Here is a 26,351-nt window from a genome sequence, read left to right as displayed (position 1 = left end):
CGCTCGACTCGCGCGCCCGGAACGCTCGACTCGCGCGCCCGCAAAGCCCGACTCGGGCGCACGCAAAGCCCGACTCGCGGGGTGGTCAGGCGGTGACTACGCCGTCGGCGGCCAGGGCCTCCAGGGCTCCGGGCGAGAGGCCCAGGTCGCCGAGGACCTGCGCGGTGTGCTCGCCGACGGTGGGCACACCGTCGTAGCCTGGACCGTCGTAGCCGGCCAGGTGCAGCACCGGGCCGGGCATCCGCACCGACTCGAACCCGGCACGGCCGGTGATGCCGACCAGCGTGCGCTCCACGAAATGCGGATCGGTCACGATGTCGGACGCGTCGTTGACCGGCGCGCTCACCACCTCGTGCTGGTCCAGGACCGCGAGCGCCTCGTCGCGCGGCAGGGACGCGACCCAGTCGCTGACGTACTTCTGCACCAGGTCGTTGTTCTCCAGCCGCGCGGCACCGGTGGCGAACCGCGGGTCCTCCATCAGCCGCGGCAGGCCCATCGCGGTGAACAAGCGGGTAGCGATGACCTGGTTCGACGCCGCGATGGACAGGAACTTCCCGTCCGCCGCCTGGTAAATCCCGCGCGGGGACGCGGCGCCGGTCGCGTTGCCGATGCGGCCCTGCACCTCGCCGAGCCCGGTGTACTTGAGCACCATGTCGCCGACGATGAACATCAGCGGTTCGTACAGCGCCACGTCCACCACGTCGCCCTGCCCGGTACGTTCACGCCGGAACAGCGACATCGCGGTGCCCATGGCGGCCGAGATACCGGCGATCGAGTCCGCGAACCCGAACGGGGGCGAGGTCGGTGGCAGGTCCGGCCAACCGTTGATCTGCGCGAACCCGCTCGCGGTCTCGGCGACCGTGCCGAAGCCGGGGCGCGCTCGGTACGGCCCGGTCTGCCCGAAACCCGACACTCTGGTCAGCACCAGGCCGGGGTTCTCCGCGCTGAGCACCTCGTAGCCAAGGCCCCAGCCTTCTAGGCGGCCAGGCCGGAACGATTCGACCACCACGTCGACCCGCGCCGCCAGGCGCCGCACGAGATCGCGGCCGTCCGGCCTGCGCAGGTCGATGCCGATCGAGCGTTTGCCCGCGTTGAGCCGGCAGAATCCGAGCGAAAGGCCGTCCTTCTGCGGTACCCACTGGCGGGCGTAGTCGCCGGTGACCGGATCCTCCGCCTTGATGACGTCGGCGCCGAAGTCGCGCAGCATCCGCCCGGCCGTCGGCGCCGCGTATCCGGCCCCGAGTTCGAGCACGCGCACTCCGGCGAGCGGCCCGTCAGTTCTTGCCATGTCTTCCTACCTTCGCTACGTCTTGGTGAGCGGCCCGCACCGCCTCAGGTTCCGCTACCCGCACCGCCGAGCAAGTCATATCCACGTTTCTCATACGCGCCACTGGATGTGCCGGGGCTCGAGGTATTCGTGAATGCCCCACTCCCCGAGTTCCCTGCCGACGCCGGACCTGCCCGACCCCCCGAAGGGCGCATCGGGCCGCATCGCCCCGCCGCCGTTGATCCACACCGTCCCCGCCCGCAACTGCTCCGCGACGCGGCGGCCCTCGTCCAGATCCGGGCTCCACACGTTCGCCGCGAGGCCGTACGCGGTGTCGTTGGCCAGCCGGATCGCCTCGTCGGTGTCGGAGAACGGCAGCACCACCGCGACCGGCCCGAAGATCTCCTGCTGCACCGCCCGTGCCGTGTGCGGCAAACCGCCGAGCAGCACCGGATTGATGAAATACCCCTTGTCCGGCACCGGTTTCTCCACCGACAGCAGCACCTTGCCGCCCTCGTTCGCCGCACCGTCGATGAAGCCCTGCACGCGTTCGCGGTGGTCGGGCCGGATCATCGGGCCGATGTTGGTCTCCGGATCCCACGGATCGCCGACCTTCATCTGGTCGAACGCCGCCGCACCCGCCTCCAGGAAACGGTCGTACAGGCTTTCGTGCACCAGCAGCCGCGCGAGCGCCGCACAGCCCTGGCCGCCGTTACGCGACCACCGCAGGTGCATCTCGACCGCGAAGTCCTCGACCTGGCAGCCGGGCAGCACGATGTTCGCCGATTTGCCGCCCAGTTCCAGCGTCACCCCCGACAGGTTCGCCGCCGCCTGCTCCATGATCTTCGCGCCGACCACGTCCGAACCGGTGAAGGACACCTTGTCCACACCCGGGTGCGAGGACAACTTCTGCCCGACGTCCGCCCCGCCGATGATGACGTTGAAGACGCCGTCCGGCAGCCCGGCCTCGCGCGCGACGTCACCGAAGAACAGCGTGGTCAGCGGGGTGCGCGGCGAGGGCAGCAGCACCACCGTGCAGCCCGCCGCGAGCGCCGCGCCGAACTTGAAGATCGCCAGGTTGAGCGGGTAGTTGTAGCCGGTGATCGCGGCGACCACGCCCACCGGGTAGTGCGTCACGTCGCTCATCGTCGGCACCGGCTGGTCGAACCCGCCGAGGTGCACCGTGCGGTCCTTCTTCGCCGCGTCGGCCTGCCAGCGCAGATGCATCAGGCCCAGCTTGACCTGCATCCCCTCGGCCAGCGACACGGGCGTGCCGACCTCGTTGACGATCGACGCGAGCAGCTGGTCGGTGCGTGCTTCGAGCGCGTCGGCCAGCCGGTGGATGGCGGCCGAGCGCTCCTGCCCGGACAACGCGGCCCAGCCGCCGAACGCGTCGCGAGCGGCACGCACGGCCTGGTCGACCTGGTCCGGCGAGGCACCGCCGACGGTCGCGATGACCTGTTCGGTGGCGGGGTTGACGACCTCCCACTGCTCACCGGCGGGTTGCACCGGTTTGTTCGCGATCGTCAGTGTGCGAACGTCCGGTACGAAGTCTCGTTGCGCTGTCATCAGACACCTTCCTTCGGCTTCTTCAGCATCAGCCCGACCCGGTGCATCTCGCAGATGAGCACGTCGTTCTGGTTGTACCCACGGTGTTCGAACCAGACGATCCCGGAATCGTCGCGGCTCTTGGACTCGCGTTTGTCCAAAATGGTGGTCTCCGCGCGCAGGGTGTCGCCGTGGAACACCGGATGCGGGAACTTGATCTTGTCGTAGCCGAGGTTGCCCAGCGTCGTGCCCATCGTCAGCTCCGGCACGTGGAACGCGCCGATCAGCGCGACCGTGAACAGGCTGTTCAGCACACGTGCGCCGTGCACAGTGGTCTTGGCGTACTCCTCGTCCAGGTGCAGCGGCGCCACGTTCATCGTCAGCGACGTGAACATGACGTTGTCCATTTCGGTGATCGTGCGGCGGAACGCGTGTTTGTACTCCGCCCCGATCTCGAACTCCTCGAAGTAGAGACCTCGCATGGCGGTCACGCCTCCCCTGCGATGGCCTCGGCCCGGGCGAGCCAGTCCACCGCCTTGTCGTAGTGCGCCTTGTCGATGTGCAGGCCGCGGTAGCGCAGCGCACCCTTGCCCTCCGCCGCGGCCTTCTCGTACGCCTCGGCCAGTCCCCAGTAGAACGCGATGTCCTCTTCGGACGGTGAGAACACTTCGTTGATCACCGGCACGTGGGTCGGGTGGATCGCGATCATGCCGCGGAAACCGAGCTGCCTTCCTCGGCGCGCGAAGTCCCTGAGCCCGTCGAGGTTCGCGAGGTCCTCCCACAGACCGGTGATCGCGTGGATCCCGGCTTCCCGGCACGCCAGCAGGATGCGGCTGCGGTGGTACAGAGTCTCGGTGCCCTCGGGCGTCCACTCGTAGCCCACGGCCCTGGCGATGTCGGCGTGCTCCGCGGTCGGGCCGATCATGGCGCCGACGCGCGGGGACGCGGTCGCGATCTCCAGGCAGCCGTGGATCGCGCGCACGGTCTCGACCGGCACGATGTACTCCAGGCCTTCGACGCCGCCCCGGACCTCGAAGTGGTCCAGCAGGGCGTCGTAACGCAGCACGTCGGTGGCTCGCTCGATCTTCGGCGCGAACACCCCGGTCAGCCCCGGGACCACGACCGCTTCCAGATCACCGCCGGTCAGCCGGGTGTCCAGCGGGTTGACCCGCACGAACACCCCGACATCCTCAGTGGACTCCCGCACGCGAGCGATCGACTCGGCGACCGTCGCCCGCGCCGAGACCTTCTCGGGCTCCGGCACGGAGTCCTCCAGGTCGAGCACGATCGCGTCCGGTTTCGCCTTGAGCGCCTTGTCCACCCAGTTCGGCCGGTGGCCGGGCAGGAACAGGATCGAACGGTACGGCCGCATCAGTAGCTCCTCGGCAGTCCCATGACGTGCTCGGCGATGTAGTTGAGCACCATTTCCTGGCTGATCGGCGCGATGCGCATCAGGCGGGCCTCGCGGAAGTACCGCTCGATGTGGTACTCCTTCGAGTAGCCGTAGCCGCCGTGCGCGGACAGCGCGGCGTCCGCGGCGAAGAACCCGGCCTCGGCGGCGAGGAACTTCGCTTCGTTGGCCTCCTTGCCGCTGGGCTTGTCGTTGTCGATCAGCCACGCGGCCTTCTGGCACATCACATCCGCCGCGTCCAGTTGTACGAGCGCCCTGGCCAGCGGATGCGAAATGGCCTGGTTTCGCCCGATCGGCCGGCCGAAGACGACCCGGTCGGTCGCGTACCGGCTGGCCCGGCGCAGCGCGGCCCGGCCGATACCGATCGCCGCGTTGGCCGAGATGACCCGCTCGGCGTTGAGCCCGGCCAGGATCGTGCGGAAACCGTCGCCGACGTCGCCGATCACGTCGGAGTCGGGCACGAACAGCTCGTCGATGAACAGCTCGTTGGTGTCCACCGCGTTGCGGCCCAGCTTCGGGATCTTACGCACGGTGACGCGTTCGCGGTCCATCGGCGCGAAGAACAAGGTCATCCCGGCCGTCCTTTTCGGACCGGCGTCGCGCGGCGCGGTGCGGCACAGGATGATCAGCCGTTCGGCCTCCTGCGCCTTGGTGATCCACACCTTCTTGCCGGAGATCGACCAGCCGCCGTCGACCTTCTTCGCGAAGGTCGAGATGTTCGTGGTGTCGGTGCCCGCGTCGGGTTCGGTGACCGCGAACGACACGTGGAGGTCACCCGCGACGAGCCGGGGCAGGAAGCGCTGCTTGAGGTCCTCGCTGCCGTAGCGAATGATCGACTCGAAGCCGAAGATTCCGATATGGACGGAGCTGCATCCGTTCATGCCCGCGCCGGAGGCGGAAATCTCCTGCTCCACGATCGCGGCCTCGGTCACCCCGAGGCCGCCACCGCCGTACTCGGTCGGCACCGTGAGCCCGAGCCACCCGCCTTTCACGACGGCGTTGTAGAACTCCCACGGGAATTCCTGGGTCTGGTCGTGCTCGGCCCAGTAGTCGTCACCGAAGTCGGAGCACAGCGCGCGCACCGCCGCCCGGATGTCGTCGTGGGTCGTGTCAACGTGGAAGTCCATGCACCTTCTCCTGCCGGTCGAACGTGTCGCTCGTGATCCCGTCTTCGCGCAGCGCCGCCTTGCGCACCTTCTCCGAAGGCGTCTTGGGCAGCGCGTCCACGAAACGGACGAAGCGCGGGATGGCGAACTCGGGGATCCGGCCCTTGCACCAGTCGAGGATCTCCGCCGGCTCGACGGGCTCGCTCGCCACGATCGCGGCGAGCACCTCGTCCTCCCCGGCCTCGACGTCGGCGGGCACGCCGATCACGGCGCATTCGGTGACCGCCGGATGCCCGAGCACGGCCTGCTCCACCTCGTAGGAGCTGATGTTCTCGCCGCGGCGGCGCAGCGCGTCCTTGTACCGGTCCACGAAATAGAACCAGCCGTCGGAGTCCATGCGCAGCGCGTCGCCGGTGTGGAACCAGAGGTTGCGCCAGGCCTCGACGGTCTTCTCCGGCATCCCGTAGTAGCCGTTGCTGCATGTGCCCGGGAACTTCGGCCGCACCACGAGTTCGCCGATCTCGCCGACCGGCACCTCGCGGTCGGTCTCGGGATCCACCAGCCGGATGTCGAACCAGTCCGCGTTCTGCAGCCCCGCGGCGCCATCGGGACGCGGCATCCCGTAGGGCGACATGATCGGCGCGCACGTCTCGGTGAGCCCGAACGCGTCCACGAACGCCTCGATGCCGTACCTCTTCTTGAAGTCCTCGACGATCGAACTAGCCGTCGGCGCCGCGTAGACGGCCCGCAGCTTGTTGTCCAGATCGTCCGGCCGCGGCGGCTGCTTCCACGCGAAGTCCATCATCACGCCGACGAAGTTGGTCACCGTGACCCCGGAATCGCGAACGTGGTCGATCCACCGGCTGGCGCTGAACTTCGGGCGCACGACCGCGCTCGCCCCCGCCACGAGCGCCGGGTACACCGCCATGAACTGCGCGTTGCCGTGGAACAGCGGCGTCGTCGTCAGGTAGCGGTCGGCCGGGGTGAGCCGGGTCAGGCAGACCACGATCTGGGCGAAGAAGTACAGCTGCGAATGCGGCATCGCGACGCCCTTGGAAGGGCCGGTGGTGCCGGAGGTGAAGAAGATCGCGCCGAGGTCCTGCGGTTTGGGCGACGGCAGCTCCAGCACCGGTCCGTCTTCGAGCTCGTCCCAGAGCGCGGCGGCCCACCCGTTGCGGCGTAACAGGTCCACGGCCTCGGCCCCGCCACCGGTGTCGATGACCCAGAACTGCTCGATACCCCGGGCATGCTCGGCGATCGCGACGAACCGTTGGGCGAACGCGTCGTCGATCACCGCCCACCGCGCCTGGACCGTGGCCACCTGGTGGCGCAGGAACTCGCCCTCGTAGTTGGTGTTGATCGGTACCTCGACCAGGCCGCCGACGCCCGCGGCGAACCAGCTGCGCACGAGCCGCGAGGAGTTCGCCGCCATGATGATCAGCCGGTCACCGTACTCGGCGCCGCTCTTGGTGAGCGCACCCGCGATCCGTTCGGCACTGCCCAAGATCTCCGCGTAGGTCCACTCCAGACCTTCCTCGGGGGTGATCAGGAACGGCGCGTCGGGCTGTTCGGCGACGTGGTGGCGCAGCACGGTGTTCAGCGTCCAGTCGTCGGGATCACCGAAGTTGAGCTTGAAATCCTCGTACACCCGGGTCATTTCCCGCCCTCCAGCGCGAGAATCGCCGGTGCGACGTCACGGCCGAAGCGGTCGATCGCGGCGATCGTCTCGTCGGCGTTCATCGACGGCCACTGCGGGCGGATGAGCAGCGGGTCCACCGGCAGCTGCGTGATCAGCTCGGTGAGCTGGGCGATGACCTCGTCTGGCGAGCCGAGCACGGCGTGCCCGGCGATGGTTTCGGCGAAGGACTCCTCCAGCTCCTTCTTGTCCATCATGTCGAAGCCCTTGCTGGCGTAGCTCAGGTACTTGCCCTTGGCGACCCGCGCGTACTCCTCCAGCGCCTGCTCGCGACTGTCCGCGACGAGCACGTTGCGGCGCAACGGCTGCGGCGTGAACTCCTTGCCCCGCGCGGCGAATCCCTCGCGCACCGCGTCGTAGCGGGCGCGGGCCTCTTCGAGCGAGGCCTCGGGCGGGCACGCATAGGCGTCACCCAACCTGCCCGCGCGACGTACGCCAGGCATCTTCTGCGCGCCGATCCAGATCGGCGGGTGCGGTTGCTGCGTGGGCCAGATGTGCGGCGCCACGTCGTCGAGCTGCCAGTGCTTGCCGTGGTAGGTGACCTTGTCCTTGGTCCACAGCTGCCGCATGATCTCGAGGCTTTCGTCCATCCTGGACGCGCGTTCCTTGAACGGGATGCCGAGGTAACCGAATTCCTCCGGCCGGTAACCGATTCCGGCGCCGAAGATGAGCCGCCCCTCGGTCACGACGTCGAGCGTCGCGATCTCCTCGGCCAGCACCACCGGGTGGTAGGCCGGGACGATCATGATCTGGGTGACCAGCTTGACGTTCGGGTCCACGTGTGCGGACAGGCGTGCCAGCAGCGGCACCGGCTGCAGCCAGCGCAGTTCCCCGTAGAGGAAGTGCTGGCCGATCGCGATGTAGGTGAACCCGTTGCGCTGCGCGGCTTCGGTGATGCGCAGGACGTCGGAGAACTGCTGCTGCGGCGAGACGGACTTGGGGACGTCGGAGAGGAGAAGACCGATCTGGACCATGGTTACTTCGCCGTCAATCCGCCGTCGACGGGGATGGTGACCCCGGTGACGTAGCTCGCGTCGTCGCTGAGCAGGAACGCGATCACCGACGCGATCTCCTCCGGTTGTGCCCCTCGGCCCAATGGGATGCCGCTGACGAAGTTCTTGGTCAGCTCGGACACGTCCGCGCCGGGCTCGCGTCCGAAGAACTGCGCCAGCATCGGCGTGTGCACGGTGCCGGGGCAGATCACGTTGACGCGCACCCCGTCCGGCGCGCCGACCAGCGCGAGCGACCGCGCGAACGGCACCAGCGACCCCTTCGTCAGCGAGTAGATCGGGCTGAACGGCGAGCCGATCAGCGCCGAGGTCGACGAGGTCATCGAGATCGCGCCCCGGCCCGCCTTGAGCAGGTCGAAGCCCAGCGTGCAGGTGTAGTAGGCGCTCTTGACGTTGACGTCGATGTTCTTTTCCCACTGCGCGTCATCGACCTCGATACCGGCCGGGCCGGGCATGCCGACCTGCGCGTGCAGCCCGTGCAGCACGCCCTTCTCGGTGCGGATGCGGTCGAACAGCGCGTTCAGGCTGCCCTTGTCGGTCGCGTCGACCTGCTGCGCGGTGGCGTTGCCGCCCGCCGCGGTGATCTCCTTCGCGACTCCCTCGGCCGCGTCCCCCGCGAGGTCGGCGACGTAGACGTACGCGCCCTCCTCGGCCAGCCGCAGGGAGATGGACCGGCCCATGCCGGATCCGCCGCCGACGACAGCGACCGTGCGGTCTTCGAAGCGGTGTGTCATGGTCTTCCCTTTCTCAACGTCGCTGGTCGAACGAGCGGCCGAGCAGTTCCGAGACGATCCTGATGCGCTGCATCGCCGGGGTTCCCCCGGCCAGCGCCCAGCCGTGCGAGTCACGGTGGAGCCGTTCGATGCCGAACTCCTCCGTGTAGCCGTTGCCGCCGTGCAGCTGCATGGCCAGATCGGTGACCCGCTTGGCCATCTCGTTCGCCGTGCACTTGGCGAGCGAGACCTCCAGCGAGTCGGGCAGCCCGTCACCGAAGTCGGCGGCGCGGCGGATCAGCAGCCGCGCGGCCTCGACCTGCAGCAGCATGTCCGCGAGCGTCATCTGCACGTTCTGGAACTCGATCAGCGGTTTGCCGAACTGGATGCGTTCCTGCACGTAACGGGTGGTGCGATCGAGCGCTGACTGGCCGAGCGCGAGGCTCATCGTGGCGTTGCCGAGCCGTTCGATCGAGAACGTGCCGAACAGCTCGCGAAACCGGCCCGGCCCGATGACGATGTTGTCCGCGGGCACCTCGACGTCGTCGAACAGCACGTCGGCCGACGGGATGCCGCGAAAGCCCATCAGCTTCTCGCGCTGGCCGAAGCTCACGCCGGGCCGGTCGGCCTCCACCAGCACCGCGCCGATCGCCTTCGAACCGGGCTCGTCGTTCATCCGCGCGTAGACCAGGTAGTAGTCGGCCTCGCTGCCGTTGGAGATCCAGCGCTTGCCGCCGTTGACCACGACCTTGTCGCCGCTTCTCACCGCTTTGGTCTTCATGTCCGTCGCAGCCGAACCCGCGTCCGGTTCGGAGATGGCCACCGCGAGCGTGCCCTCGCCGCGGATGATCGGCGGCAGGAAGCGTTCGCGCTGCTCCTCGGTGCCAAGGCGGGCCACGACCTGCGCCGGACCCGTGTTGGACTCGAAGACCTGGAAGGCCGCGGGACGGCATTCCTTGGCCAGCTCCTCGATCACGGTCAGCGCGTGCTGGAGCGGAGCGCCCCCGCCACCGTAACGTTCGGGAAGTGCGATGCCGAGGAAGCCGAGCTCACCGAGATACCTGCGCTCCTCGCGCGGGAAGGCGGTCCGGGTGCGGTCCCATTCCTCGGCCTTCGGCGCGTAGCGCTCGACGGCGAGCTTCACGGCCACTTCCTTCAGGGCCCGCTGCTCGTCGGTGTCGATCACCGATCCCACCGGCTCCACCCCACTTTCGTAGTAATCATCATCATAGTCTTGCCGGGATTGCGGTCAAGCTTGCTCGATCGGGGACCGCCTGTGCAAGATGTTCCTGGTTATCATCATCATAGATTTGAGGAGGCGGCAATGGGCCGGGCAGTCATCGTCGACGCGGTTCGCTCCCCGATGGGGCGCGGAAAGTCCAGCGGCGCGCTCGCCGGCGTTCATCCGGTCGACCTGCTCGCGCAGGTCCTCGCGCAGCTCGTGGCGCGCAACGACCTCGATCCCGGCCTGATCGACGACGTGCTGGTCGGGTGTGTCGGGCAGAACGGCGAACAGTCCGCGACGCCCGGCAGGCAGGCGGTGCTCGCGGCCGGATTCCCCACGCACGTGCCGTCCGTGACGATCGAGCGCAAATGCGGTTCGGGCCAGCAGGCACTGGATTTCGCGGTGCAAGGCGTGACGGCGGGGGCGTACGACATCGCGATCGCGGCCGGTGTGGAGTCGATGAGCCGGGTACCGATGGGATCGGCACGCGGGGACGCCGATCCGTTCGGGCCTGGCGTGCGCGAGCGGTTCCCGGACCTGGTGCCGCAGGGCATCTCGGCGGAACTCGTTGCGGCGAAATGGAAACTGAGTCGCGACGAGCTGGACGAGTACTCCGCGCGCTCGCACGCGCGGGCGGCCGCGACATCATTCGAGGACGAGATCGTGCCGATCACGACACCGTCCGGAGTGGTCACGGCCGACGAGACCATCCGCGAGGGCACCACCGCCGAACGACTCGGCGAGCTGAAGCCCGCGTTCGCGCGTGAGCCCTACCTCGGCAGGTTCCCCGACCTGGACTGGCTGATCACCGCGGGCAACTCCTCGCAGATCACCGACGGGGCGAGCGCGCTGCTGGTCATGTCCGAGGAGAAGGCGGCCGCGCTCGGCCTGCGTCCGCGTGCGACGGTGGTGGCGACCGCGGTCGTCGGCGACGATCCGACCCTCATGCTCACCGGCCCGATTCCCGCCACCCGCAAGGTGCTGGCGCGGGCGGGAATGTCCGTTTCGGACATCGCGGCCTTCGAGGTCAACGAGGCCTTCGCGCCGGTGCCGCTCGCGTGGCAGCGGGAGATCGGCGCGCCGGGCGAGGCGCTCAACCCGTGCGGCGGGGCGATCGCGCTCGGGCATCCGCTCGGCGCGTCCGGTGCACGGCTCGCGACCACACTGCTCGGGCATCTGGAGCGGACCGGCGGCCGGTACGGGCTGCAGACGATGTGCGAAGCGTGCGGGATGGCGAACGCGATGATCATCGAGAACCTGACGGGAGCGAAATGAAACTGGACAACTCGTGGGCGGTCGTCACCGGCGGCGCGTCGGGGCTGGGGCTGGCGACCGTGCGCCGGTTCGCCGAACGCGGCGTACCGACGGTGATCGTCGACTTGCCGGCGTCGGATGGCGAGCGGGTGGCGAAGGAGGTCGGCGCCGTGTTCGGCCCCGCCGACGTCGCCGATCCGGACGCCGTGAACGCCGCGCTCGACCTCGCCGAGGGGCCGATCCGCGCACTGGTGCACTGCGCGGGGCGCGGCGGCACCGTGCGGGTCGTGGAGCGCGACGGGCAGCCGGGCTCGCTGGAGATGTACGAATCCATCGTGCGCACGAACCTCATCGGCACGTTCAACATGCTCCGGCTCACCGCGGCGCGGATGGTGACCAACGAGCCGGTCGAGGACGAGCGCGGGGTGTGCGTGCTGACCGCGTCCGTCGCCGCGTGGGAAGGGCAGATCGGGCAGATCCCGTACGCCTCCGCGAAGTCCGGGGTGGTCGGGATGACGCTGGTGGCGGCGCGGGATCTGGCTCGTAAGCTCGTACGGGTGTGCTCGATCGCGCCCGGCACCTTCGACACCCCGATCCTGTCGCGGTTCTCCGACGAGATCCGGGACGGCCTGGCGCGGCAGACCCCGCATCCGCAGCGACTGGGGCGTCCGGACGAGTTCGCCGCACTCGCACATCACATCATCGACAACCCGATGCTCAACGGTGAGACGATCCGCCTCGACGGTGCGATCCGCATGCCCCCGAAATGAAGGAGAGCGCGAAGTGAGTGTGTTGACCGAGCAGGTCGACGGGGTCCAGGTCGTCACGATCGACCGGCCGGAGGCGAAGAACGCGATCAACACCGCGACCGCCGAGGCGATCGCGGCCGCGATGGACGAACTGGACAACCGCGACGACCTGGTGGCCGGTGTGATCACCGGTGGCGGCGGGACGTTCTGCGCCGGCATGGACCTCAAGGCGTTCCTGCAGGGCGAAAAGCCGATCGTGCCGGGGCGCGGGTTCGCCGGCATCGTGCAGCAGCCACCGGCGAAGCCGCTGGTCGCGGCGGTCGAGGGGTACGCCATCGCGGGCGGTTTCGAGATCGTGCTGGCATGCGACCTGATCGTCGCGGCACGGAACGCGAAGTTCGGCCTGCCCGAAGTGAAACGGGGCCTCGTCGCCGCCGGCGGCGGGCTGCTGCGGTTGCCCGAGCGCGTGCCGTATCACCTCGCGGTCGAGTGGTCGCTGACCGGTGAACTGGTCGACGCCTCCCTCGCGCACGAGGTGCACCTGGTGAACCGGCTGACCGAGCCGGGGAAAGCACTGGAAACGGCGCTGGAGCTGGCCCGCTCGATCGCCCGCAACGGCCCGCTCGCCGTGCGCGCGACGAAGGAAATCCTCGGCGCGGCACGGGACTGGCCGTCGAACGAGGCGTTCCAGCGGCAGCACAAGATCGTCGACCCGGTCCGCTCGTCGGAGGACGCGCGGGAAGGCGCACTGGCGTTCAAGGAGAAGCGGGCACCCGTCTGGAAGGGCCGCTGAGCGTAACGAGGCGGGGTGCCATAGCACGGCACCCCGCCTTCGAGCGTCTCACTGCGGCGGCGGGAACCGCGGCTTCCGCTTCTCCAAGAACGCCGTCGCGCCCTCGATCATGTCCTCGCTGCCCACCGCCTGCACCAGCATGCCGAGCCCGGTCGTGAACGAGTCGCGCGCGGAGTTCCACCAGATGTTCGAGCTGATCTTGGTGATCTCCAGATAGCGCGGGCTCAGCCGCGCAAGGTCGGCACACCACTCGGTGACCGTCGCCTCCAACTGGTCGTCTTCGACGACCGCGTTGACCAGGCCCATCGCCTCGGCCTGCTCGGCGCTGTAGCGGCGGCACAGCATCGACAGCTCCTTCGCGCGCTTCTCCCCGATCTGCACGCCCATCACGTTCGTCGCCCCGGTCACCGGCGCGCTGCCGACCTTCGGCCCGGTCTGCCCGAACGTCGCCGACCGCGCCGCGATCGCGAGGTCGCAGGCCACAATGAGCTCGTTCCCGCCACCCGCCGCCGCGCCGTTGACGGCCGCGATCACGGGCCGCGGGCAGTTGCGGACCGCGTCGAACAGCCGCAGCGAGGACTGGTACAGCCCACGCATCTCCCCCACCGTCGGCGTGCTCAGCTGTTGCAGCGAACCACCCGCACAGAAGCTTCCGCCCGATCCGGTGATGACCACGGCCCGCGCGTCGGCCGCACTCTCCAGAGCATCCACAATGGACGCGGACATCTTGGGATCAAAGGCGTTTCGCCGCTCCGGCCGGTTCAGGCGGATCCAAAGGTTATCTCCGTCGCGTTCGACGAGAACGTCGGTCATTCGGCACCTCCCGGTAAATATCCATTATAATAATAAGCCTTGTTTGATGTGCGACCAAGGAGCGAGCGGATGAACGCGGACTACAAGCGCCCCAAGGCGGCGATGGTGATCGCGCAGCAGATCGTCCGCGACGTGGGCAGGGAGTCGCTCCAGGCCGGCGACCTCCTGCCGCCGGAACGCACGATGCTCGACAAGTACGACGTCGGCCGCGGCACCCTGCGCGAGGCCCTGCGCCTGCTGGAGTTCCAGGGCGTCATCGCACTCAAGCCGGGCCCGCGCGGCGGCCCCGTGCTCCTCGACCCGGACGCCAGCCACCTGGCGAGCACCGTCGTACTGCTCATGCAACTGAAGAAGGCGCCGTTCCAGACGATCGTCGAGGTCCGAAACGCGCTCGAACCGATGATCAGCTGCCTTGCCGCCGAACGCATCACCGACGCGTCCCTGGAGGTACTCGGCGGCACGATCGAGCAGATGCGCGACAACCTGGGCGACCAGACCGTGTTCCTCGAAGCCAACAAGCGCTTCCACGATGTCATCGCGTGGTCGTCCGGCAACGCACTGTTCGGTTATATGGTCGATTCACTACTGGGCATCATGGACGGCACGGTGATCGGCATCGACTACCCGGCACCGCGCCGAGCCGCGATCCTGACCGCGCACGAGGAGATCCTGGGAGCGCTGACACGGCGCGACCCGAAGGAGTCCGAGCAGCGGATGCGGGAGCACATCGACGCCTACACCCGCTACGCGCAGCGCAAGTTTCCCGACGTGCTCACCGAAATCATCCCCTGGGACGGACGTTAGCCCACGTTGATCGCCCGCTCGGGGCAGGAATCCGCGCCTTCGCGGGCGGCCGTGGCGAGGTCGCCGTCAACTTCCTCTTCCAGTACGTACGCGTGCCCGTCCTCGTCACGCAGCGCGAACACCTGCGGCGCCGTCATCTGGCACAGCCCGTGGCCCTGGCACTGGTTCGCGTCCACCTGAACCCGCATCGGCTTTCCTTTGCTCTCGACGTTGACAGCTTGGGTATCTAGTATAACCATTATCAGGTCAACGACGAGGTTGGCAGACTGAAAGGCGCGAAGAGAGCATGACCGAACAGCAGCGTTGCCCGGTTGTCCATTTCGACCACAACTCGGTTGAACATGCGGAAGACCCGGTCGGTGCCTATCGGTCGCTGCGCGCGGGGGCGAAGCGCGGCTGGACCGACGCCAGTGGCGGGTACTGGGTTCTTTCCGACTACGAAAGCGTGTTCGAGGCCGCTCGCGACGACGACGCGTTCTCCTCGGCGCGGACGAACCACGGCGGGGAAGGACTCTCCGTCGTGATCCCGAAGACGCCGATGAAGCTGCACATCCCCATCGAACTCGATCCGCCCGACTTTCGGAAGTACCGCAAGATTGTCAACCGCATCACCGCGCCCGCCGCCGTGGAGAAGATGCGCGGAATGGTCGAGCGGCACACGACGGCGTTCATCGACAGCGTCATCGAGGCCGGGGAATGCGACCTGACCTCGGTGATCGGGGTGCCCTCGATCGTCACCATCGACTGGCTCGGGCTGCCGATCGAGGAGTGGCAGCGGTACTCGCACGCGCACCATGCCGTGCTCGCCGAGCCGCAGGGCAGCCCGGCCTACGAGCAGGCGACGAAGGTGGATCTGCCCTACCTGTTCGACCAGCAGTGGGAGACGATCCGGGCGCGCAGGGCCGCGCCACGCGACGACATCATCAGCTACCTGGTGCAGCAGGAGGTCGACGGCAGACCGATGACCGACGACGAGGTGTTCGGCATCGTGGACCTGCTGGTCTCCGGCGGGGTCGGCACCACCGCGTCGCTGGTCAGCCAGGCGCTGGTGTGGCTGGCCGAGCACACCGACGTGCGGCAGCGGCTGATCGACGACCCGAGCCTGATGGATCGTGCGGTGGAGGAGTTCCTGCGATTCTTCTCGCCGACGCAAGCGCTTGCGCGCACGGTGATGAAGGACGTCGACTTCCACGGCTGCCCGATGAAGGCCGGGGATCGCGTGCTGCTCGCCTGGTCGTCGGCCAACCGCGACGAGTCCCTGTTCGACAACCCGGACGAGATCGACATCGAACGCTGGCCGAACCGGCACACCGCGTTCGGCGTCGGTGTGCACCGGTGCGCCGGTTCCCACCTCGGTCGTCTGATGTCGAGGACGTTGATCTCGCAGGTGCTGCAACGGATGCCGGACTACACAGTCGACTTCGCAGCGTTGAAGCGGTATCCAAGGCAGGGCGTGAACATGGGCTTCGTGAGCATCCCGGCCCGCTTCACGCCCGGCAAACGGCTGCTGCGGGGCAGCTAGAACGCCCCGGTCCCGTTCGGCGTGCCGAGCCCGGTCGGCCCGTCGTAGCCGGCGCCGGCGGTGCACAGGTAGTTGCCGCAGGAACCGTTGCTGCCGCTGGTGACGTCGTTGAGCGAGCCGGTGTGGGCGTACGGCAGGGCGGCCGCGCTGCCGGAGAACGACCCGGCCAGTGCGTAGACGCTCGCGACGATCGGCGACGACACGCTGGTGCCGCCGAACTCGAGCCAGCCCTTACTGCTGCTCGGGCCGTGCAGGTAGGTGTCGTAGACCGCGACGCCGGTGTTCGGGTCGGCGACCGCGCTGACGTCGGCGACGGTCCGCTTGGCGCAGCCCGGGTCGGTCTGCCACGAGGGCTTCGGCTCGTAGGCGCTGCAGCCGCTGCCCCCGCCGCTCCACGCCGTCTCGCTCCAGCCGCGGCTGTTCGACGCGCGGGACAGGCTCGTGCCGCCGACGGCCACGACCTCGGGTGAGGCGGCCGGGTACTCGACGCCGTAGCCGCTGTCGCCGGAGCTGGCCGTGACCGCGATGCCGGGATGGTGGTAGGCGGCGTCGGCGGAGGTCTCGCCGGAGTACTCGCTGCCGCCGTAGCTGTTGCTGATCGCGGCGGCCCCGCGTCCGGCCGCGGTCTTGACACCCGCGCTGAGGTCGGTCAGCGCCGCGCTGTCGGCCTCGACCAGGAGGATCTTGCAGTCAGGACAGGCGGCGGAGACCATGTCGACGTCGAGGGAGATCTCCTCGCCCCAGCCGGTGTCGCCGCGCGGGTACTTGGTGCCGCCGCGCTGGTCGATCTTGGTGAAGCAGCCGTTCGCCGTGGTGCACGCGGGGAGCCCGAACTTGGCGCGGTAGACGCCGAGGTCGCTCTCCACGTTGGGGTCGTCGAAGGCGTCGACGATGGCGACCGTCTTGCCCGCGCCCGCGGTGGTCGGGAGCTTGTAGGCGCTCTGGAGGTCGGCCGGGACCAGGCCGACGGGTGAGGGGCTGGCGGCCGGGGCGCCGGAGGCGTCGACGCCGACCTTGGCGTGGCAGCGGGCCGTGCCCGGGCTGGTGGCGCCGCAGACGTCCTTGGCGGCATGCGGCGCGGCCTGCGCCGGCGCCAGCACGAGCGTGGTGGCCGCCAATCCCGCGGTGACGATCAACGCCTTCAACCCGGTACCCATCGCACACTCCTTGGTCGTGACCACGCCGGGTACGGACTGTAGGTCGCCAACACGCCCCGCGCCTAGCTCAAACGGGTGCCGAGTTCCCCCGAGCGGGCGAGAATTTCTGTCATCTCTTGCATCTGGTTGGCGCGTCGAACCGATCAGAATGGTGAGCCCTTTTCCAGGCAGGCGACGATCGACGGGCTGGTCAGCGGCATCGACGACGAGGCGGCGCGCCAGGACGCCGGCGGCCGTGATCTGCGTCTGCGCACGCACAAGATCGGTACCCAGAACAAACCTCCACATCAAGGTCATCGAGCGAAGCGACGCGACCATCGAGATCGACGGCCACGGCGGGCCGGCCCCGTCGGTGCGGACCTTCGCAGCCGTGTGGCGAGCTGCGGCCGATCGCCTCGAAGCTTGCTGCGCGGGACGCGGTATTCACCGAAGAAGTCGCTGCCGGACCGCTCGCGAAGCGTCACTATGGCTTGCTACGCGGATGTGTCTCAGCCTGGCCGTACTGCTGAACGTCTACGCCAAGTGCCTCGACGGCGGGGAACAGGCAGCGCGCGACCGTGCCGAGCGCGCCATGCGCGGCTGGTGAAGCCGTGGGACAAGATCGGCCCGGCGACCTGTTGTCACAGGTCACCGGGCCGATCAGGCTGGTGTGGCGGGTACAGGATTCGAACCTCTGAAGGCAGTGCCGTCTGATTTAGAGAGCAGCCGGAATACCGCCTCTGACCTGGCATTTTTCAACCAAGAGGCAGCCACACGGGCACACATTGGGCACACAGAAACGACACATGTGACCACACATGTGAACAACATGTCTGGTCACATGTGTCGTCAGCGCCACCCGGGTTCCGTATCCTGGAGAGCGTGAGCGAGCCAACCAGCACGGTACGAGCTGAGGACCAACCGTCCTGGGTCGATGTCGTACGCCGCACCGAGCACGGGGAGACGGTCTCTGTCGTCGCGCACGGCGAACACGTCGCTGACGTGGTGCCTTCCGGCGAACTCGACCGACTGCGCGAGACTATCGACGTGCTATCCGACACCGACCTCGTCCGCGACCTGGCAGAAGGCTTGGCCGACGCGCGCGCAGGGCGCGTCTTCTCAGCCGACGACATCGCCGCTGACCTCGCCGCCCGCCGCGAAGCTGGCGAATGACGAACGCTCTCCCCTACGCCGTCACCTTCACTCCGGCGGCTCGCCGAAGGCTGGCCAAGTTGCCCTTCGCGGCGGCTGCCGCTCTGTACGAGCACCTGACCGGCCCAGTCGCCGGTAACCCGTACCGGCTCGGCAAGCCGCTCGATGAGCCGTTCCACGAGGTCTGGACGACCCGACGCGGCGACTATCGAGCGCTGTACTCAATCGACGATGACGAGCAGGTTGTCACCGTGCTCGCGGTCGCACATCGTCGAGACGCATACCGGCCCCGATAGACAGTCGGCAAACGCGCAGACCACCCGTTGTGTCACCCAAGAAGTCGCAAGAGCTGAAACATCAGCGCTGGGGTGATATCAATCTGGAAGGAGCGCGCCCGGAGGTCGGTGCACAGTGGACGGATACCGGCGAGGCATCCGAGGAAGGGCCGCTCAAGCACCGCGACAGCGATACCGGCCGCACCGTCCCGTGCCCTCCCGTACTGACGGAGCTATTGCACCACCACATGAACACCTTCGGTACCGCTCGTGACGGCAGGCTGTTCCGTGGAGCACGCGACGGCGGTCGGGTTGGCAGCACGGTCTACGGCCGAGTATGGGGTACCGCGCGAGCGCGAGTGTTCACGCCGGAGGTCGTCGCCGGACCGCTCGGCAAACGTCCGTACGATCTTCGCCATGCGGCGGTCTCGACGTGGCTCAGCGGCGGTGTGGAGGCCACGCGCGTCGCGAAGTGGGCCGGGCACAGTCTCGCCGTGCTGCTGCGGGTGTACGCGAAGTGCCTCGACGGCGGGGAGCAGGCAGCTCGCGACCGGGTGGAGAAGGCACTCGGCGGCTGAGGGGTGGGCACGCATTGGGCAAAGAACCCCGTTGAGTGCCGGACACGACCGGACGGAGCCGGACCATACAAGATCACCCCCGTTCCCTGTCTTCGCAGGTCACCGGGGGTGATTTCGCTGGTGTGGCGGGTAGAGGATTCGAACCTCTGAAGGCAGTGCCGTCTGATTTACAGTCAGATCCCTTTGGCCGCTCGGGCAACCCGCCATGGCCGGTCCAGCCAGCCGAGACACAGCGTACAGAAGGCCCGTACGGCCGGAGCAACCGGGTTGGCCCTCAGCGCTATGGTGTGGCCTACCCGACAAGCGACAGTACATAGGTAGGAACACGTGGCCGATCCGTCTTTCGACGTCGTGAGCAAGGTCGATCGCCAGGAGGTGGACAACGCCGTCAACCAGGCGGTCAAGGAGCTGTCCACCCGGTTCGACTTCCGGGGGGTCAACGCGAAGGTCGCCTGGGCCGGCGAGGAGGCCATCGCCATCGAGGCCGAGACCGAGGAACGCGCCCTCGCCGCCGTCGAGGTGTTCAAGGAGAAGCTGATCAAGCGCGGCATCTCCCTCAAGGCGTTCGAGGCCAGCGAACCCGCGTCGTCCGGGAAGATCTACAAGATCAACGGCAAGATCATCCAGGGCATCGACTCGGAGAAGGCGAAGAAGATCGCCAAGTTCATCCGCGACGAGGGCCCCAAGGGCGTCCAGGCCCAGATCCAGGGCGACCAGCTGCGCGTCTCCGGCAAGAAGAAGGACCACCTGCAGGAAGTGATCTCCCTGCTCAAGGGCAAGGACTTCGAGATCGCGCTGCAGTTCACCAACTACCGGTAACCACCGCGCGCTTGCCCGCTCCACGCTCCGGTCGCGATCATCGACGGCATGAGTGAGCGCTACGAGTACCGGGTCATCCAGCTGCGCGAGGGCCTCATCGGCGGCAAGATGTCCGGGGCGAAGCTGGAGAAGATCCTCAACGACGAGGCCGCGGACGGCTGGCGGCTCAAGGCGATCACCGGCGCCGATGTGAAGGGCCGCGTCGGGCCGGGTGGGGTCGAGGGGTTGCTCATCACCTTCGAGCGCCGGGTGGACTGACCCGGTTTCGAATGGGCGCCAAGATCCACACGTGGTCTAATGCGCGTGCTCGACTCGAAGGAGGACGCCGGGTATGCGCCGCTGGGCCAAGGTTCTCGCACCCCTGCTGGTCTTCGTGCTGGTCACAGCCGTCGCCCCCGCCGCGGAGGCAGCCACCGGGACGCGCCTGATCACCGGGGCCTACCCCCGCCTGGTCCGCCTCGAGTACGGCGCCTACAAGAATCGCATCGTCGCGACGGTGTCCAGTTGGGACGCGCAGGGTGCGTTCGCGCCGATCTTCGAGAGCACCGACGAGGGACGCAGCTTCCGCAAGATCGGCGAGATCCGCGACCCCGAACCCGGCGAGTGCTGCGGCACCCTCTACGAACTCCCCCAGCGCGTCGGCAGGCTCCGCGCCGGCACGCTGCTCTGGGCCGCCAGCTACGGCCAGGACGCCGGCCCCAACCGCCGCGTGGGCATCAAGCTCTACGCCAGCCGCGACGGCGGCCGCCACTGGTCGTTCCTGTCCGAGGCGGCCCGCTCCCACAACACCGACGGCGTCTGGGAACCCGAGATCACCGTCGACGCGGGCGGCACGCTGTGGGTGCACTACGCCGACGAGACCGAGGCACCTCGCTTCGCCCAGGTGCTCACCCGCGTCGGCTCCACCGACGGGATCAACTGGGGCACGAAGCAGATCACCATGGCCATCCCGCCCAGCCGCGTCCGCCCCGGCATGCCGATCGTTCGCCGCCTGCCCGACGGCCGCTACTACTTCGCCTACGAGATCTGCAACTACGGCGACCGCTACTGCGACCCGTACTTCAAGATCTCCCCCGACGGCGCGAACTTCGGCTCGCCGGGCGACCCCGGCACCCGCGTCACCACAGCCAGCGGCGCCTACTTCCAGCACGCGCAGACGGTCACCCTGTTCCCCGGCAACCGGCTGGTCATGGTCGGCCAGCTCTACACCGACCGCAAGGGCAAACCGCTGCCGGGCAACGGGCAGATGCTGCTGGCCAACGACAACCTCGGCGCGGGCGACTGGTACGAGCGCCCCGCACCGGTGCAGGTTCCCAAGGCCTACAACAACTGGTGCCCCAACTACAGCTCGGCGCTGCTGCCCGTGGACGACGGCCGCAACGTGCTGGAGATCGCCGCCGACTACGACAACGGTGTGTGCACGACCTACTTCGGCAAAGGCCCGGCGTAGGCCTGCCGCAACGCGGCCTCGAACGTCTCGATCGACTGCGCGCCGGACACGCCGTAGCGGTCGTCGAGCACGAAGAACGGCACGCCGTTGACACCCAGTTCGCGTGCCCGGGCCACATCGGCACGCACGTCGTCGGCGTACTCGTCGCTCTTCAGCACGCGCCGTACGTCGTCGGCGTCCAGACCGGCATCGGTCGCGACGGACACCAACGACTCCTCGTCGAAGACCGACCGCCGCTCGGTGAAGTACGCGCTGAAGAACCGTTCCGTCACCTCCGCCTGCAGGCCCCGCTCCCGCGCCAGGTGCAGCAGCCGGTGCGCGTCGAAGGTGTTGCCGATGACGCTGTCTTCCAGGTTGTACTCGAGCCCGTCCTCGGCGGCGAGCCGCGCGAGCCGCGCCTCCATGGCGTGCACCTCGGCCTCGCCCTTGCCGAACTTCTTCGCCAGCAGCGGCACCTTCGGCACGGCCTCGCCGCGCGGCATCCGCGGATCCAGTTCGAACGAGTGGTAGACGACCTCCACCTCGTCGCGGTGCGTGAACCCGGCCAGCGCCCGCTCGAACCGCCGCTTGCCCAGGTAGCACCACGGGCAGACCACATCGGACCAGACGTCGACTCGCACGATCAGGCGAACGTGCGCTCACCCATCGGTATTCCGCAGCAGCGCGAAGAACCACACGCCGAGCACCTGTTCGACCTCGGCGCGGGTGGCCGCCGGGTCCTCCGACTCCGCGATCATCCGCGCCGCTTCCATGACCGTGCTCAGCACGAGCTGCGCCAGCGCCCGCACGGGCTGCGGCACCAGCAGCCCGGCATCCATGAAGCGGCCCAGCGCGTCGACCAGCAGTCCCAGCCCGTACTCCGCCTCGATCTCCCGCCACACGCCCCAGCCGAGCACCGCGGGGGCGTCGGTGAGCGAGATCTGCCGCACGTCCTCGCGCAGGCATGCGTCGAGGAACACGCCCAGCGCCGTGACCATCGCGACGAGCGGCTCGTCGGTGTTCGCCAGTGCGGCGGCGACCTCCTCGGTCAGCTCGCGTTCCAGTTCCTCGGCTACGGCACGGAACAGGCCCTGCTTGTCGGAGTAGTGATGGTAGAGCGCGCCACGGGTGACACCCGCGGCGCGCACGATCTCGTCGGCCGGGACGGCCTGGTACCCGCGAGCGGCGAACAGTTCGCGGCCCGCGGCGACGAGTGCCGCCTTGGTGCTGTTGGAACGGTCCTGCTGGGTGCGTCGCACGGCACCTAATCTGCCATGGCGCCTGCGAACTCCACGACGTGCCGTACCACGGCCTCCGGCTTGTCCTCGGGGATGAACGTGTACGCGTCGGCGACCTCGACCAGCCGCGCGTCCGGGAGCAGGGCGGCCAGGCGCTGGGCGAGGCGGATCGGGAACAGCTTGTCCTCGCTCGCCCACAGCAGCAGCACCGGGCGGTCGAACCCCCGCAGCTTCTCGGCCGCTTCGAGGGTGTACTTCGAGTCCACCGCGCGCAGGAGTTTGCGCACGTCACGACGGACACCGGCGGAGCGGAGCAACGGCGTGAAGTAGGCGTCGGCGATCTCCGGCGGCACCGGACGCTTGGTCACCCAGCCGAACAGCACGGGCAGCCGATGCAGTGCCTTGACCTGCAACAACCGGGCGAGCAGGGGCATCGCACCGGGGAGCCGCACGAACTTGGGCAGCGGCCGGAAGATCGGCGGGAAGAAGTACTCGAAGCTGTCCGAAGGCAACAACACCACACGGGCGACCCGTTCGGGGCGGCGCGACAACATGATCTGGCTGAGCGCGCCGCCGGTGTCGTTGCCGACCAGGACCACGTCGCGCAGGTCGAGCGCTTCGAGGAAGTCGGCGATCACGTCGGCCGCGCCCGCGGGGGTCAGGTCGGCGTCCGGGTGCATCGGGATCTCGTGCGCGCCGAGCGGCCAGTCGGGGGTGATGCAGCGGAAGCCCGCGGCGGCGATGTCCGGCACGACCTTGCGCCAGAGCAGCGCGTTGGTGAAGACGCCGTGCACGAAGACCACGGTCTGCCCGGAGCCGCTTTCGTAGTAGCGCACCTCGCCCTGCGGCAGCGTGACGCGGTGCTCTTGCCCTAGGTTCGTCATGCCTCGAACATACATACATGCCGTACGTATGTAAATGGGGGCGCTAAAGTGGACCCCCGAACGGCTGAACCGGACAAGGGGGACCTTGATGAAGGGCATCGTGCTGGCGGGCGGCAGCGGAACGCGGCTGCATCCGATCACCCAGGCGGTGTCCAAGCAGCTGCTGCCGGTCTACGACAAGCCGATGATCTACTACCCGCTCTCGGTGCTGATGCTCGCCGGAATCCGGGAGATCCTGATCATCTCGACGCCTTCGGACCTGCCGAACTTCGAGCGATTACTCGGGTCGGGCGATCAGTTCGGGGTGAGCTTCAGCTATGCCGAACAGCCCAGCCCCAACGGGCTCGCCGAAGCCTTCGTGATCGGCGCGGATTTCATCGGCGACGATTCGGTCGCGCTCGTGCTCGGCGACAACATCTTCTACGGCCAGGGATTCTCCAGCCGGATGCAGGACGAAGTGTCCTCTTTGGATGGCTGTGTGCTGTTCGGGTATCCGGTGAAGGACGCGCAGCGCTACGGCGTCGGCGAGACCGACGGAACCGGCAGACTGGTGTCGATCGAGGAGAAACCGCCGAACCCGAAGTCCAACAAGGCGATCACGGGGCTGTATTTCTACGACAACCAGGTGGTCGAGATCGCCCGCGGCCTCACCCCTTCGGCGCGCGGCGAGCTGGAGATCACCGACGTCAACCTGACCTATCTGGAGCAGGGCCGGGCGAAGCTGGTCGATCTGGGGCGCGGTTTCGCGTGGCTGGACACCGGGACGCACGACTCCCTGCTCGAGGCCGGGCAGTTCGTGCAGGTGCTGGAGCACCGCACCGGCGTGCGGATCGCGTGCCTCGAGGAGGTCGCGCTGCGGATGGGCTACATCACACCGGACGAATGCCTCGCGCTGGGGCAGAAGATCTCGAAGTCCGGTTACGGCGACTACGTGGTCGCGGTGGCCCGTTCGGCGGGCGCGGGAAGCTAGGGCTGGAAACCGCGCCGCCGCGCCATTTCCTCCAGACGCGCGATGCGGTCCTCGATCGGGGGGTGGGTCGAGAACAGCCGCGAGAACGACTCGCCGGGGCGGAACGGGTTCGCGATCATCAGGTGCGACTGCGAGACCAGCTTCGGCTCCGGTACGAGCGGGGCGCGCCGCGTGCCCATCTCCAGTTTCCGCAGGGCCGAGGCCAGCGCGAGCGGATCGCCGGTCAGCTGCGCGCCCGACGCATCGGCCTGATATTCCCGCGAACGGCTGACGCCCATCCTGATGACCGCCGCCGCGATGGGGCCGACCAGCACGAGCAACAGCGCGACGAGCGGGTTGCCGCCCTCACGATCGTTGCCGCCGAAGAACAGTGCCAGGTTGGCCAGCACGCTGATCATGCTCGCCAGCGCGCCGGCGACACAGGAAATCAGGATGTCGCGGTTGTACACGTGCGACAGCTCGTGCCCGAGCACGGCGCGCAACTCCCGCTCGTCGAGCAGGTCCAGGATTCCGGTGGTGCAGCAAACCGCGGCGTGCCGGGGATTCCGGCCGGTCGCGAACGCGTTGGGGGCGGCGGTGGGGCTCACGTACAGCGCGGGCATCGGCTGGCGCGCCGAGGTCGCCAGCTCGCGCACGATCCGGTACATCGCGGGCTGCTCCGGCTCGGAAACCGGCCGCGCGCGCATGGCCCGCAACGCGAGTTTGTCCGAATTGAAGTACGCGTAGGCGTTCATTCCGAGCGCGAGCACGAGCCCGATCAGCAGCGCGCCGCGCCCGAACAGCGAGCTGATCGCGATGATGATGGCACTCAGCAGGCCGAGCAGCAGCGCGGTCTTGAGCCCGTTCTGGTGCTTGTGCACGTGCCCTGCGCCTCCCTTTCCGCGTCGCCTCGATCAGTAAAACGCGCAGGCGGAACGTGAAAGTTCCACCTGTCGTGTTTCTCATCCCTCCATTTGGACCAACATCACACTGCCAAGCGAGTTAGGGTTTGGCCAGGAGGGTGCGGTGATCGTAAATCGTCGTGGGCTGTTCGTGCTGGTAGCGGGCCTGGGACTGGCATCGGCCGCACCCGCGTCGGCGTCGCCGAAGGCCTCGGCCGTGGAGGTCTGCCGCGGTCCCGGCGCGGTGGTGGTGAACTCCGCCACCGGCGGCGTCTACGTCGCCGGCGACGACGGCACTCTGACCATCCTGAACGAGCGCGACGTCCAGGTCGGACAGGCCGGCAACGTGGCGGTCGACGAGTCCACCGGCCGGGTGTACGTCACGAACCGCGGGGCGGGCACCGTCGCGGTGCTCGAAGCCAATGGCGACCCGCGAAGCATGGTGCCGTGCGGTCCCGGCGCCACCGCACCGGCCGTGGACGCCGAGACCGGCAAGCTCTACGTCGGCAGCGCGTCCGCGGGCTGTGTCGCCGTGGTCGACACCGTCGCCAGCGTCGTCGACGCCGTGCTGAGCAGTCCGGTCAGGGGTTTCGAAGCCATGTGCGTGAACCCCGGCCCGCAGGTGGGCTACCTCACCAGCCCCGCCACAAACACCGTCGAGGTGCTCGACCTCGCCTCGGGCAAGTTCACCGCGAGCGTGCCGGTCGGCAAGGCGCCCACGGGTTTAGCGGTGCACGAAGCGAGCAACACGGTGTACGTGGCGAACTCGGGCATCCACCATCTGTCGGTGGTCGACGGTGACTCGCGGACCGAACGCGCGACGATCCTGCTGCGCAGCGAGGCCTCCTCGGTCGCGGTGCACCAGGCGAGCCATACGGTGTACACCAACGGCGGACCGGACGGGATCGTGAAGATCGACGGCGCCACGGGCGCGATCACCGGTGAGCTCTCGCTCGGCATCAATCCCGGTCAGGTCGCGGTGCACCAGCGCACCGGAACGGTTTACGTCACCGATCCGGTGCACGATTTGCTGCACGTGATTACGGATTTCTGAGCCTGGAGTTACTCCGGGTATAGG

29 protein-coding genes and 1 tRNA gene are annotated in these 26,351 nt (G+C 68.3%); 13 read left to right on the top strand and 17 right to left on the bottom strand.

What is annotated here, in order from left to right; translation table 11 throughout:
- Positions 1-85 precede the first annotated feature (85 nt).
- From HFP15_RS23210 to HFP15_RS43930, 9 genes are all read right to left on the bottom strand, one after another.
- Positions 86-1,288 (bottom strand): CaiB/BaiF CoA transferase family protein, encoded by a 1,203-nt coding sequence (locus HFP15_RS23210; RefSeq protein WP_168518827.1) that lies wholly within the window; start codon positions 1,286-1,288, stop codon positions 86-88.
- Positions 1,289-1,378: 90 nt separating this feature from the next.
- Positions 1,379-2,836, bottom strand: coding sequence for an aldehyde dehydrogenase family protein (locus HFP15_RS23205; RefSeq protein ID WP_168518826.1), 1,458 nt, complete (start codon positions 2,834-2,836; stop codon positions 1,379-1,381).
- Positions 2,836-3,297: a MaoC family dehydratase gene (locus HFP15_RS23200; protein ID WP_168518868.1), complete on the bottom strand. Its 462-nt coding sequence runs from the start codon at positions 3,295-3,297 to the stop codon at positions 2,836-2,838. Before HFP15_RS23200 ends, HFP15_RS23205 begins: the two co-directional genes overlap by 1 nt.
- A gap of 5 nt (positions 3,298-3,302) precedes the next feature.
- Positions 3,303-4,187 (bottom strand): HpcH/HpaI aldolase/citrate lyase family protein, encoded by an 885-nt coding sequence (locus tag HFP15_RS23195; RefSeq protein WP_168518825.1) that lies wholly within the window; start codon positions 4,185-4,187, stop codon positions 3,303-3,305.
- Positions 4,187-5,353, bottom strand: a complete 1,167-nt coding sequence (locus HFP15_RS23190) for an acyl-CoA dehydrogenase family protein (RefSeq protein ID WP_168518824.1) — start codon at positions 5,351-5,353, stop codon at positions 4,187-4,189. The genes HFP15_RS23195 and HFP15_RS23190 overlap by 1 nt, the downstream gene beginning before the upstream one ends.
- A complete protein-coding gene (locus tag HFP15_RS23185; protein WP_168518823.1) occupies positions 5,337-6,989 on the bottom strand; it encodes an AMP-binding protein in 1,653 nt (550 codons plus the stop codon). Before HFP15_RS23185 ends, HFP15_RS23190 begins: the two co-directional genes overlap by 17 nt.
- Positions 6,986-8,002 carry an LLM class flavin-dependent oxidoreductase gene (locus tag HFP15_RS23180; protein ID WP_168518822.1) on the bottom strand — a complete coding sequence of 339 codons (1,017 nt, stop codon included), beginning with the start codon at positions 8,000-8,002 and terminating at the stop codon, positions 6,986-6,988. The genes HFP15_RS23185 and HFP15_RS23180 overlap by 4 nt, the downstream gene beginning before the upstream one ends.
- Before the next feature lie 2 nt (positions 8,003-8,004).
- Positions 8,005-8,772 carry an SDR family NAD(P)-dependent oxidoreductase gene (locus HFP15_RS23175; RefSeq protein ID WP_168518821.1) on the bottom strand — a complete coding sequence of 256 codons (768 nt, stop codon included), beginning with the start codon at positions 8,770-8,772 and terminating at the stop codon, positions 8,005-8,007.
- Between the two features lie 13 nt (positions 8,773-8,785).
- Entirely contained in the window at positions 8,786-9,946 is a 1,161-nt protein-coding gene (locus tag HFP15_RS43930) for an acyl-CoA dehydrogenase family protein (RefSeq protein WP_312871711.1), read from the bottom strand.
- Positions 9,947-10,075: 129 nt separating this feature from the next.
- Between HFP15_RS43930 and HFP15_RS23165 the strand changes: the two genes are divergently transcribed.
- The 3 genes from HFP15_RS23165 to HFP15_RS23155 are packed head-to-tail and all read left to right on the top strand — an operon-like array spanning position 10,076 to position 12,772.
- Positions 10,076-11,251 carry a thiolase family protein gene (locus HFP15_RS23165; protein ID WP_168518820.1) on the top strand — a complete coding sequence of 392 codons (1,176 nt, stop codon included), beginning with the start codon at positions 10,076-10,078 and terminating at the stop codon, positions 11,249-11,251.
- The gene (locus tag HFP15_RS23160; protein ID WP_168518819.1) at positions 11,248-12,000 is read left to right on the top strand and encodes an SDR family NAD(P)-dependent oxidoreductase; all 753 of its coding nucleotides are present in this window, start codon (positions 11,248-11,250) and stop codon (positions 11,998-12,000) included. The genes HFP15_RS23165 and HFP15_RS23160 overlap by 4 nt, the downstream gene beginning before the upstream one ends.
- A gap of 19 nt (positions 12,001-12,019) precedes the next feature.
- On the top strand, positions 12,020-12,772 hold the full coding sequence (locus HFP15_RS23155; RefSeq protein WP_312871715.1) for a crotonase/enoyl-CoA hydratase family protein: 753 nt from the start codon (positions 12,020-12,022) through the stop codon (positions 12,770-12,772).
- Between the two features lie 48 nt (positions 12,773-12,820).
- Here HFP15_RS23155 and HFP15_RS23150 read toward each other — a convergent pair whose 3' ends face one another.
- Positions 12,821-13,585 (bottom strand): enoyl-CoA hydratase/isomerase family protein, encoded by a 765-nt coding sequence (locus tag HFP15_RS23150; protein ID WP_168518817.1) that lies wholly within the window; start codon positions 13,583-13,585, stop codon positions 12,821-12,823.
- 69 nt (positions 13,586-13,654) lie between these two features.
- Here HFP15_RS23150 and HFP15_RS23145 point away from each other — a divergent pair, with 69 nt between their 5' ends.
- Entirely contained in the window at positions 13,655-14,389 is a 735-nt protein-coding gene (locus HFP15_RS23145; RefSeq protein WP_210717731.1) for a FadR/GntR family transcriptional regulator, read from the top strand.
- Here the strand turns inward: HFP15_RS23145 and HFP15_RS23140 are convergent.
- Positions 14,386-14,577: a ferredoxin gene (locus tag HFP15_RS23140; protein ID WP_168518816.1), complete on the bottom strand. Its 192-nt coding sequence runs from the start codon at positions 14,575-14,577 to the stop codon at positions 14,386-14,388. The genes HFP15_RS23145 and HFP15_RS23140 overlap by 4 nt on opposite strands.
- 98 nt (positions 14,578-14,675) lie before the next feature.
- Here HFP15_RS23140 and HFP15_RS23135 point away from each other — a divergent pair, with 98 nt between their 5' ends.
- Positions 14,676-15,911: a cytochrome P450 gene (locus tag HFP15_RS23135; RefSeq protein WP_168518815.1), complete on the top strand. Its 1,236-nt coding sequence runs from the start codon at positions 14,676-14,678 to the stop codon at positions 15,909-15,911.
- Here the strand turns inward: HFP15_RS23135 and HFP15_RS23130 are convergent.
- The gene (locus tag HFP15_RS23130; RefSeq protein WP_168518814.1) at positions 15,908-17,068 is read right to left on the bottom strand and encodes a S53 family peptidase; all 1,161 of its coding nucleotides are present in this window, start codon (positions 17,066-17,068) and stop codon (positions 15,908-15,910) included. The two genes, HFP15_RS23135 and HFP15_RS23130, sit on opposite strands and share 4 nt — an antisense overlap.
- Positions 17,069-17,929: 861 nt before the next feature.
- Here HFP15_RS23130 and HFP15_RS23120 point away from each other — a divergent pair.
- The 3 genes from HFP15_RS23120 to HFP15_RS23110 all read left to right on the top strand — a co-directional run bounded on the left by HFP15_RS23120 (position 17,930) and on the right by HFP15_RS23110 (position 19,052).
- Positions 17,930-18,220, top strand: coding sequence for a type II toxin-antitoxin system Phd/YefM family antitoxin (locus HFP15_RS23120; protein ID WP_168518813.1), 291 nt, complete (start codon positions 17,930-17,932; stop codon positions 18,218-18,220).
- Positions 18,217-18,495, top strand: coding sequence for a type II toxin-antitoxin system RelE family toxin (locus tag HFP15_RS23115; RefSeq protein ID WP_168518812.1), 279 nt, complete (start codon positions 18,217-18,219; stop codon positions 18,493-18,495). Before HFP15_RS23120 ends, HFP15_RS23115 begins: the two co-directional genes overlap by 4 nt.
- A 227-nt stretch (positions 18,496-18,722) precedes the next feature.
- Positions 18,723-19,052, top strand: a complete 330-nt coding sequence (locus HFP15_RS23110; protein ID WP_246271963.1) for a site-specific integrase — start codon at positions 18,723-18,725, stop codon at positions 19,050-19,052.
- Positions 19,053-19,175: 123 nt separating this feature from the next.
- Here the strand turns inward: HFP15_RS23110 and HFP15_RS23105 are convergent.
- Positions 19,176-19,257, bottom strand: a tRNA-Tyr gene (locus tag HFP15_RS23105).
- Between the two features lie 122 nt (positions 19,258-19,379).
- Between HFP15_RS23105 and HFP15_RS23100 the strand changes: the two genes are divergently transcribed.
- The 3 genes from HFP15_RS23100 to HFP15_RS23090 all read left to right on the top strand — a co-directional run bounded on the left by HFP15_RS23100 (position 19,380) and on the right by HFP15_RS23090 (position 21,321).
- A complete protein-coding gene (locus HFP15_RS23100; RefSeq protein ID WP_168518811.1) occupies positions 19,380-19,871 on the top strand; it encodes a YajQ family cyclic di-GMP-binding protein in 492 nt (163 codons plus the stop codon).
- Between the two features lie 48 nt (positions 19,872-19,919).
- On the top strand, positions 19,920-20,129 hold the full coding sequence (locus HFP15_RS23095) for a DUF4177 domain-containing protein (protein ID WP_168518810.1): 210 nt from the start codon (positions 19,920-19,922) through the stop codon (positions 20,127-20,129).
- Positions 20,130-20,202: 73 nt separating this feature from the next.
- Complete coding sequence (locus HFP15_RS23090) at positions 20,203-21,321, top strand: sialidase family protein (RefSeq protein WP_168518809.1); 1,119 nt, start codon at positions 20,203-20,205, stop codon at positions 21,319-21,321.
- Here HFP15_RS23090 and HFP15_RS23085 read toward each other — a convergent pair.
- Genes HFP15_RS23085 through HFP15_RS23075 form a run of 3 tightly spaced genes read right to left on the bottom strand, consistent with a single transcriptional unit; the run spans position 21,297 to position 23,422 of the window.
- Positions 21,297-21,941 carry a DsbA family oxidoreductase gene (locus HFP15_RS23085; RefSeq protein WP_168518808.1) on the bottom strand — a complete coding sequence of 215 codons (645 nt, stop codon included), beginning with the start codon at positions 21,939-21,941 and terminating at the stop codon, positions 21,297-21,299. The genes HFP15_RS23090 and HFP15_RS23085 overlap by 25 nt on opposite strands.
- A gap of 18 nt (positions 21,942-21,959) precedes the next feature.
- Positions 21,960-22,559, bottom strand: coding sequence for a TetR/AcrR family transcriptional regulator (locus HFP15_RS23080; protein ID WP_168518807.1), 600 nt, complete (start codon positions 22,557-22,559; stop codon positions 21,960-21,962).
- A gap of 5 nt (positions 22,560-22,564) precedes the next feature.
- Positions 22,565-23,422, bottom strand: coding sequence for an alpha/beta fold hydrolase (locus tag HFP15_RS23075; RefSeq protein ID WP_168518806.1), 858 nt, complete (start codon positions 23,420-23,422; stop codon positions 22,565-22,567).
- A gap of 88 nt (positions 23,423-23,510) precedes the next feature.
- Here HFP15_RS23075 and rfbA point away from each other — a divergent pair, with 88 nt between their 5' ends.
- Complete coding sequence (rfbA, locus tag HFP15_RS23070) at positions 23,511-24,392, top strand: glucose-1-phosphate thymidylyltransferase RfbA (protein WP_168518805.1); 882 nt, start codon at positions 23,511-23,513, stop codon at positions 24,390-24,392.
- On the opposite strand, the gene htpX is transcribed toward rfbA, so the two are convergent.
- Positions 24,389-25,252 (bottom strand): zinc metalloprotease HtpX, encoded by an 864-nt coding sequence (htpX, locus tag HFP15_RS23065; RefSeq protein ID WP_168518804.1) that lies wholly within the window; start codon positions 25,250-25,252, stop codon positions 24,389-24,391. The two genes, rfbA and htpX, sit on opposite strands and share 4 nt — an antisense overlap.
- Before the next feature lie 145 nt (positions 25,253-25,397).
- Here htpX and HFP15_RS23060 point away from each other — a divergent pair, with 145 nt between their 5' ends.
- Positions 25,398-26,327 (top strand): hypothetical protein, encoded by a 930-nt coding sequence (locus HFP15_RS23060; protein WP_312871710.1) that lies wholly within the window; start codon positions 25,398-25,400, stop codon positions 26,325-26,327.
- Positions 26,328-26,351 lie beyond the last annotated feature (24 nt).

Origin of the sequence: Amycolatopsis acididurans (genome assembly GCF_012328925.1) — a bacterium.
GTDB classification, from domain to species: domain Bacteria; phylum Actinomycetota; class Actinomycetes; order Mycobacteriales; family Pseudonocardiaceae; genus Amycolatopsis_E; species Amycolatopsis_E acididurans.
This window is presented reverse-complemented; position numbering and strand designations above follow the sequence as displayed.

Excerpts from the sequence above, each read along its gene's own strand:
- HFP15_RS23210 (WP_168518827.1), bottom strand. The coding sequence starts at position 1,288 with ATGGCAAGAACTGACGGGCCGCTCGCCGGAGTGCGCGTGCTCGAACTC.
- HFP15_RS23205 (WP_168518826.1), bottom strand. The coding sequence starts at position 2,836 with ATGACAGCGCAACGAGACTTCGTACCGGACGTTCGCACACTGACGATC.
- HFP15_RS23200 (WP_168518868.1), bottom strand. The coding sequence starts at position 3,297 with ATGCGAGGTCTCTACTTCGAGGAGTTCGAGATCGGGGCGGAGTACAAA.
- HFP15_RS23195 (WP_168518825.1), bottom strand. The coding sequence starts at position 4,187 with ATGCGGCCGTACCGTTCGATCCTGTTCCTGCCCGGCCACCGGCCGAAC.
- HFP15_RS23190 (WP_168518824.1), bottom strand. The coding sequence starts at position 5,353 with ATGGACTTCCACGTTGACACGACCCACGACGACATCCGGGCGGCGGTG.
- HFP15_RS23185 (WP_168518823.1), bottom strand. The coding sequence starts at position 6,989 with ATGACCCGGGTGTACGAGGATTTCAAGCTCAACTTCGGTGATCCCGAC.
- HFP15_RS23180 (WP_168518822.1), bottom strand. The coding sequence starts at position 8,002 with ATGGTCCAGATCGGTCTTCTCCTCTCCGACGTCCCCAAGTCCGTCTCG.
- HFP15_RS23175 (WP_168518821.1), bottom strand. The coding sequence starts at position 8,772 with ATGACACACCGCTTCGAAGACCGCACGGTCGCTGTCGTCGGCGGCGGA.
- HFP15_RS23165 (WP_168518820.1), top strand. The coding sequence starts at position 10,076 with ATGGGCCGGGCAGTCATCGTCGACGCGGTTCGCTCCCCGATGGGGCGC.
- HFP15_RS23160 (WP_168518819.1), top strand. The coding sequence starts at position 11,248 with ATGAAACTGGACAACTCGTGGGCGGTCGTCACCGGCGGCGCGTCGGGG.
- HFP15_RS23150 (WP_168518817.1), bottom strand. The coding sequence starts at position 13,585 with ATGACCGACGTTCTCGTCGAACGCGACGGAGATAACCTTTGGATCCGC.
- HFP15_RS23145 (WP_210717731.1), top strand. The coding sequence starts at position 13,655 with ATGAACGCGGACTACAAGCGCCCCAAGGCGGCGATGGTGATCGCGCAG.
- HFP15_RS23140 (WP_168518816.1), bottom strand. The coding sequence starts at position 14,577 with ATGCGGGTTCAGGTGGACGCGAACCAGTGCCAGGGCCACGGGCTGTGC.
- HFP15_RS23135 (WP_168518815.1), top strand. The coding sequence starts at position 14,676 with ATGACCGAACAGCAGCGTTGCCCGGTTGTCCATTTCGACCACAACTCG.
- HFP15_RS23130 (WP_168518814.1), bottom strand. The coding sequence starts at position 17,068 with ATGGGTACCGGGTTGAAGGCGTTGATCGTCACCGCGGGATTGGCGGCC.
- HFP15_RS23115 (WP_168518812.1), top strand. The coding sequence starts at position 18,217 with ATGACGAACGCTCTCCCCTACGCCGTCACCTTCACTCCGGCGGCTCGC.
- HFP15_RS23110 (WP_246271963.1), top strand. The coding sequence starts at position 18,723 with ATGAACACCTTCGGTACCGCTCGTGACGGCAGGCTGTTCCGTGGAGCA.
- HFP15_RS23095 (WP_168518810.1), top strand. The coding sequence starts at position 19,920 with ATGAGTGAGCGCTACGAGTACCGGGTCATCCAGCTGCGCGAGGGCCTC.
- HFP15_RS23090 (WP_168518809.1), top strand. The coding sequence starts at position 20,203 with ATGCGCCGCTGGGCCAAGGTTCTCGCACCCCTGCTGGTCTTCGTGCTG.
- HFP15_RS23075 (WP_168518806.1), bottom strand. The coding sequence starts at position 23,422 with ATGACGAACCTAGGGCAAGAGCACCGCGTCACGCTGCCGCAGGGCGAG.
- rfbA (WP_168518805.1), top strand. The coding sequence starts at position 23,511 with ATGAAGGGCATCGTGCTGGCGGGCGGCAGCGGAACGCGGCTGCATCCG.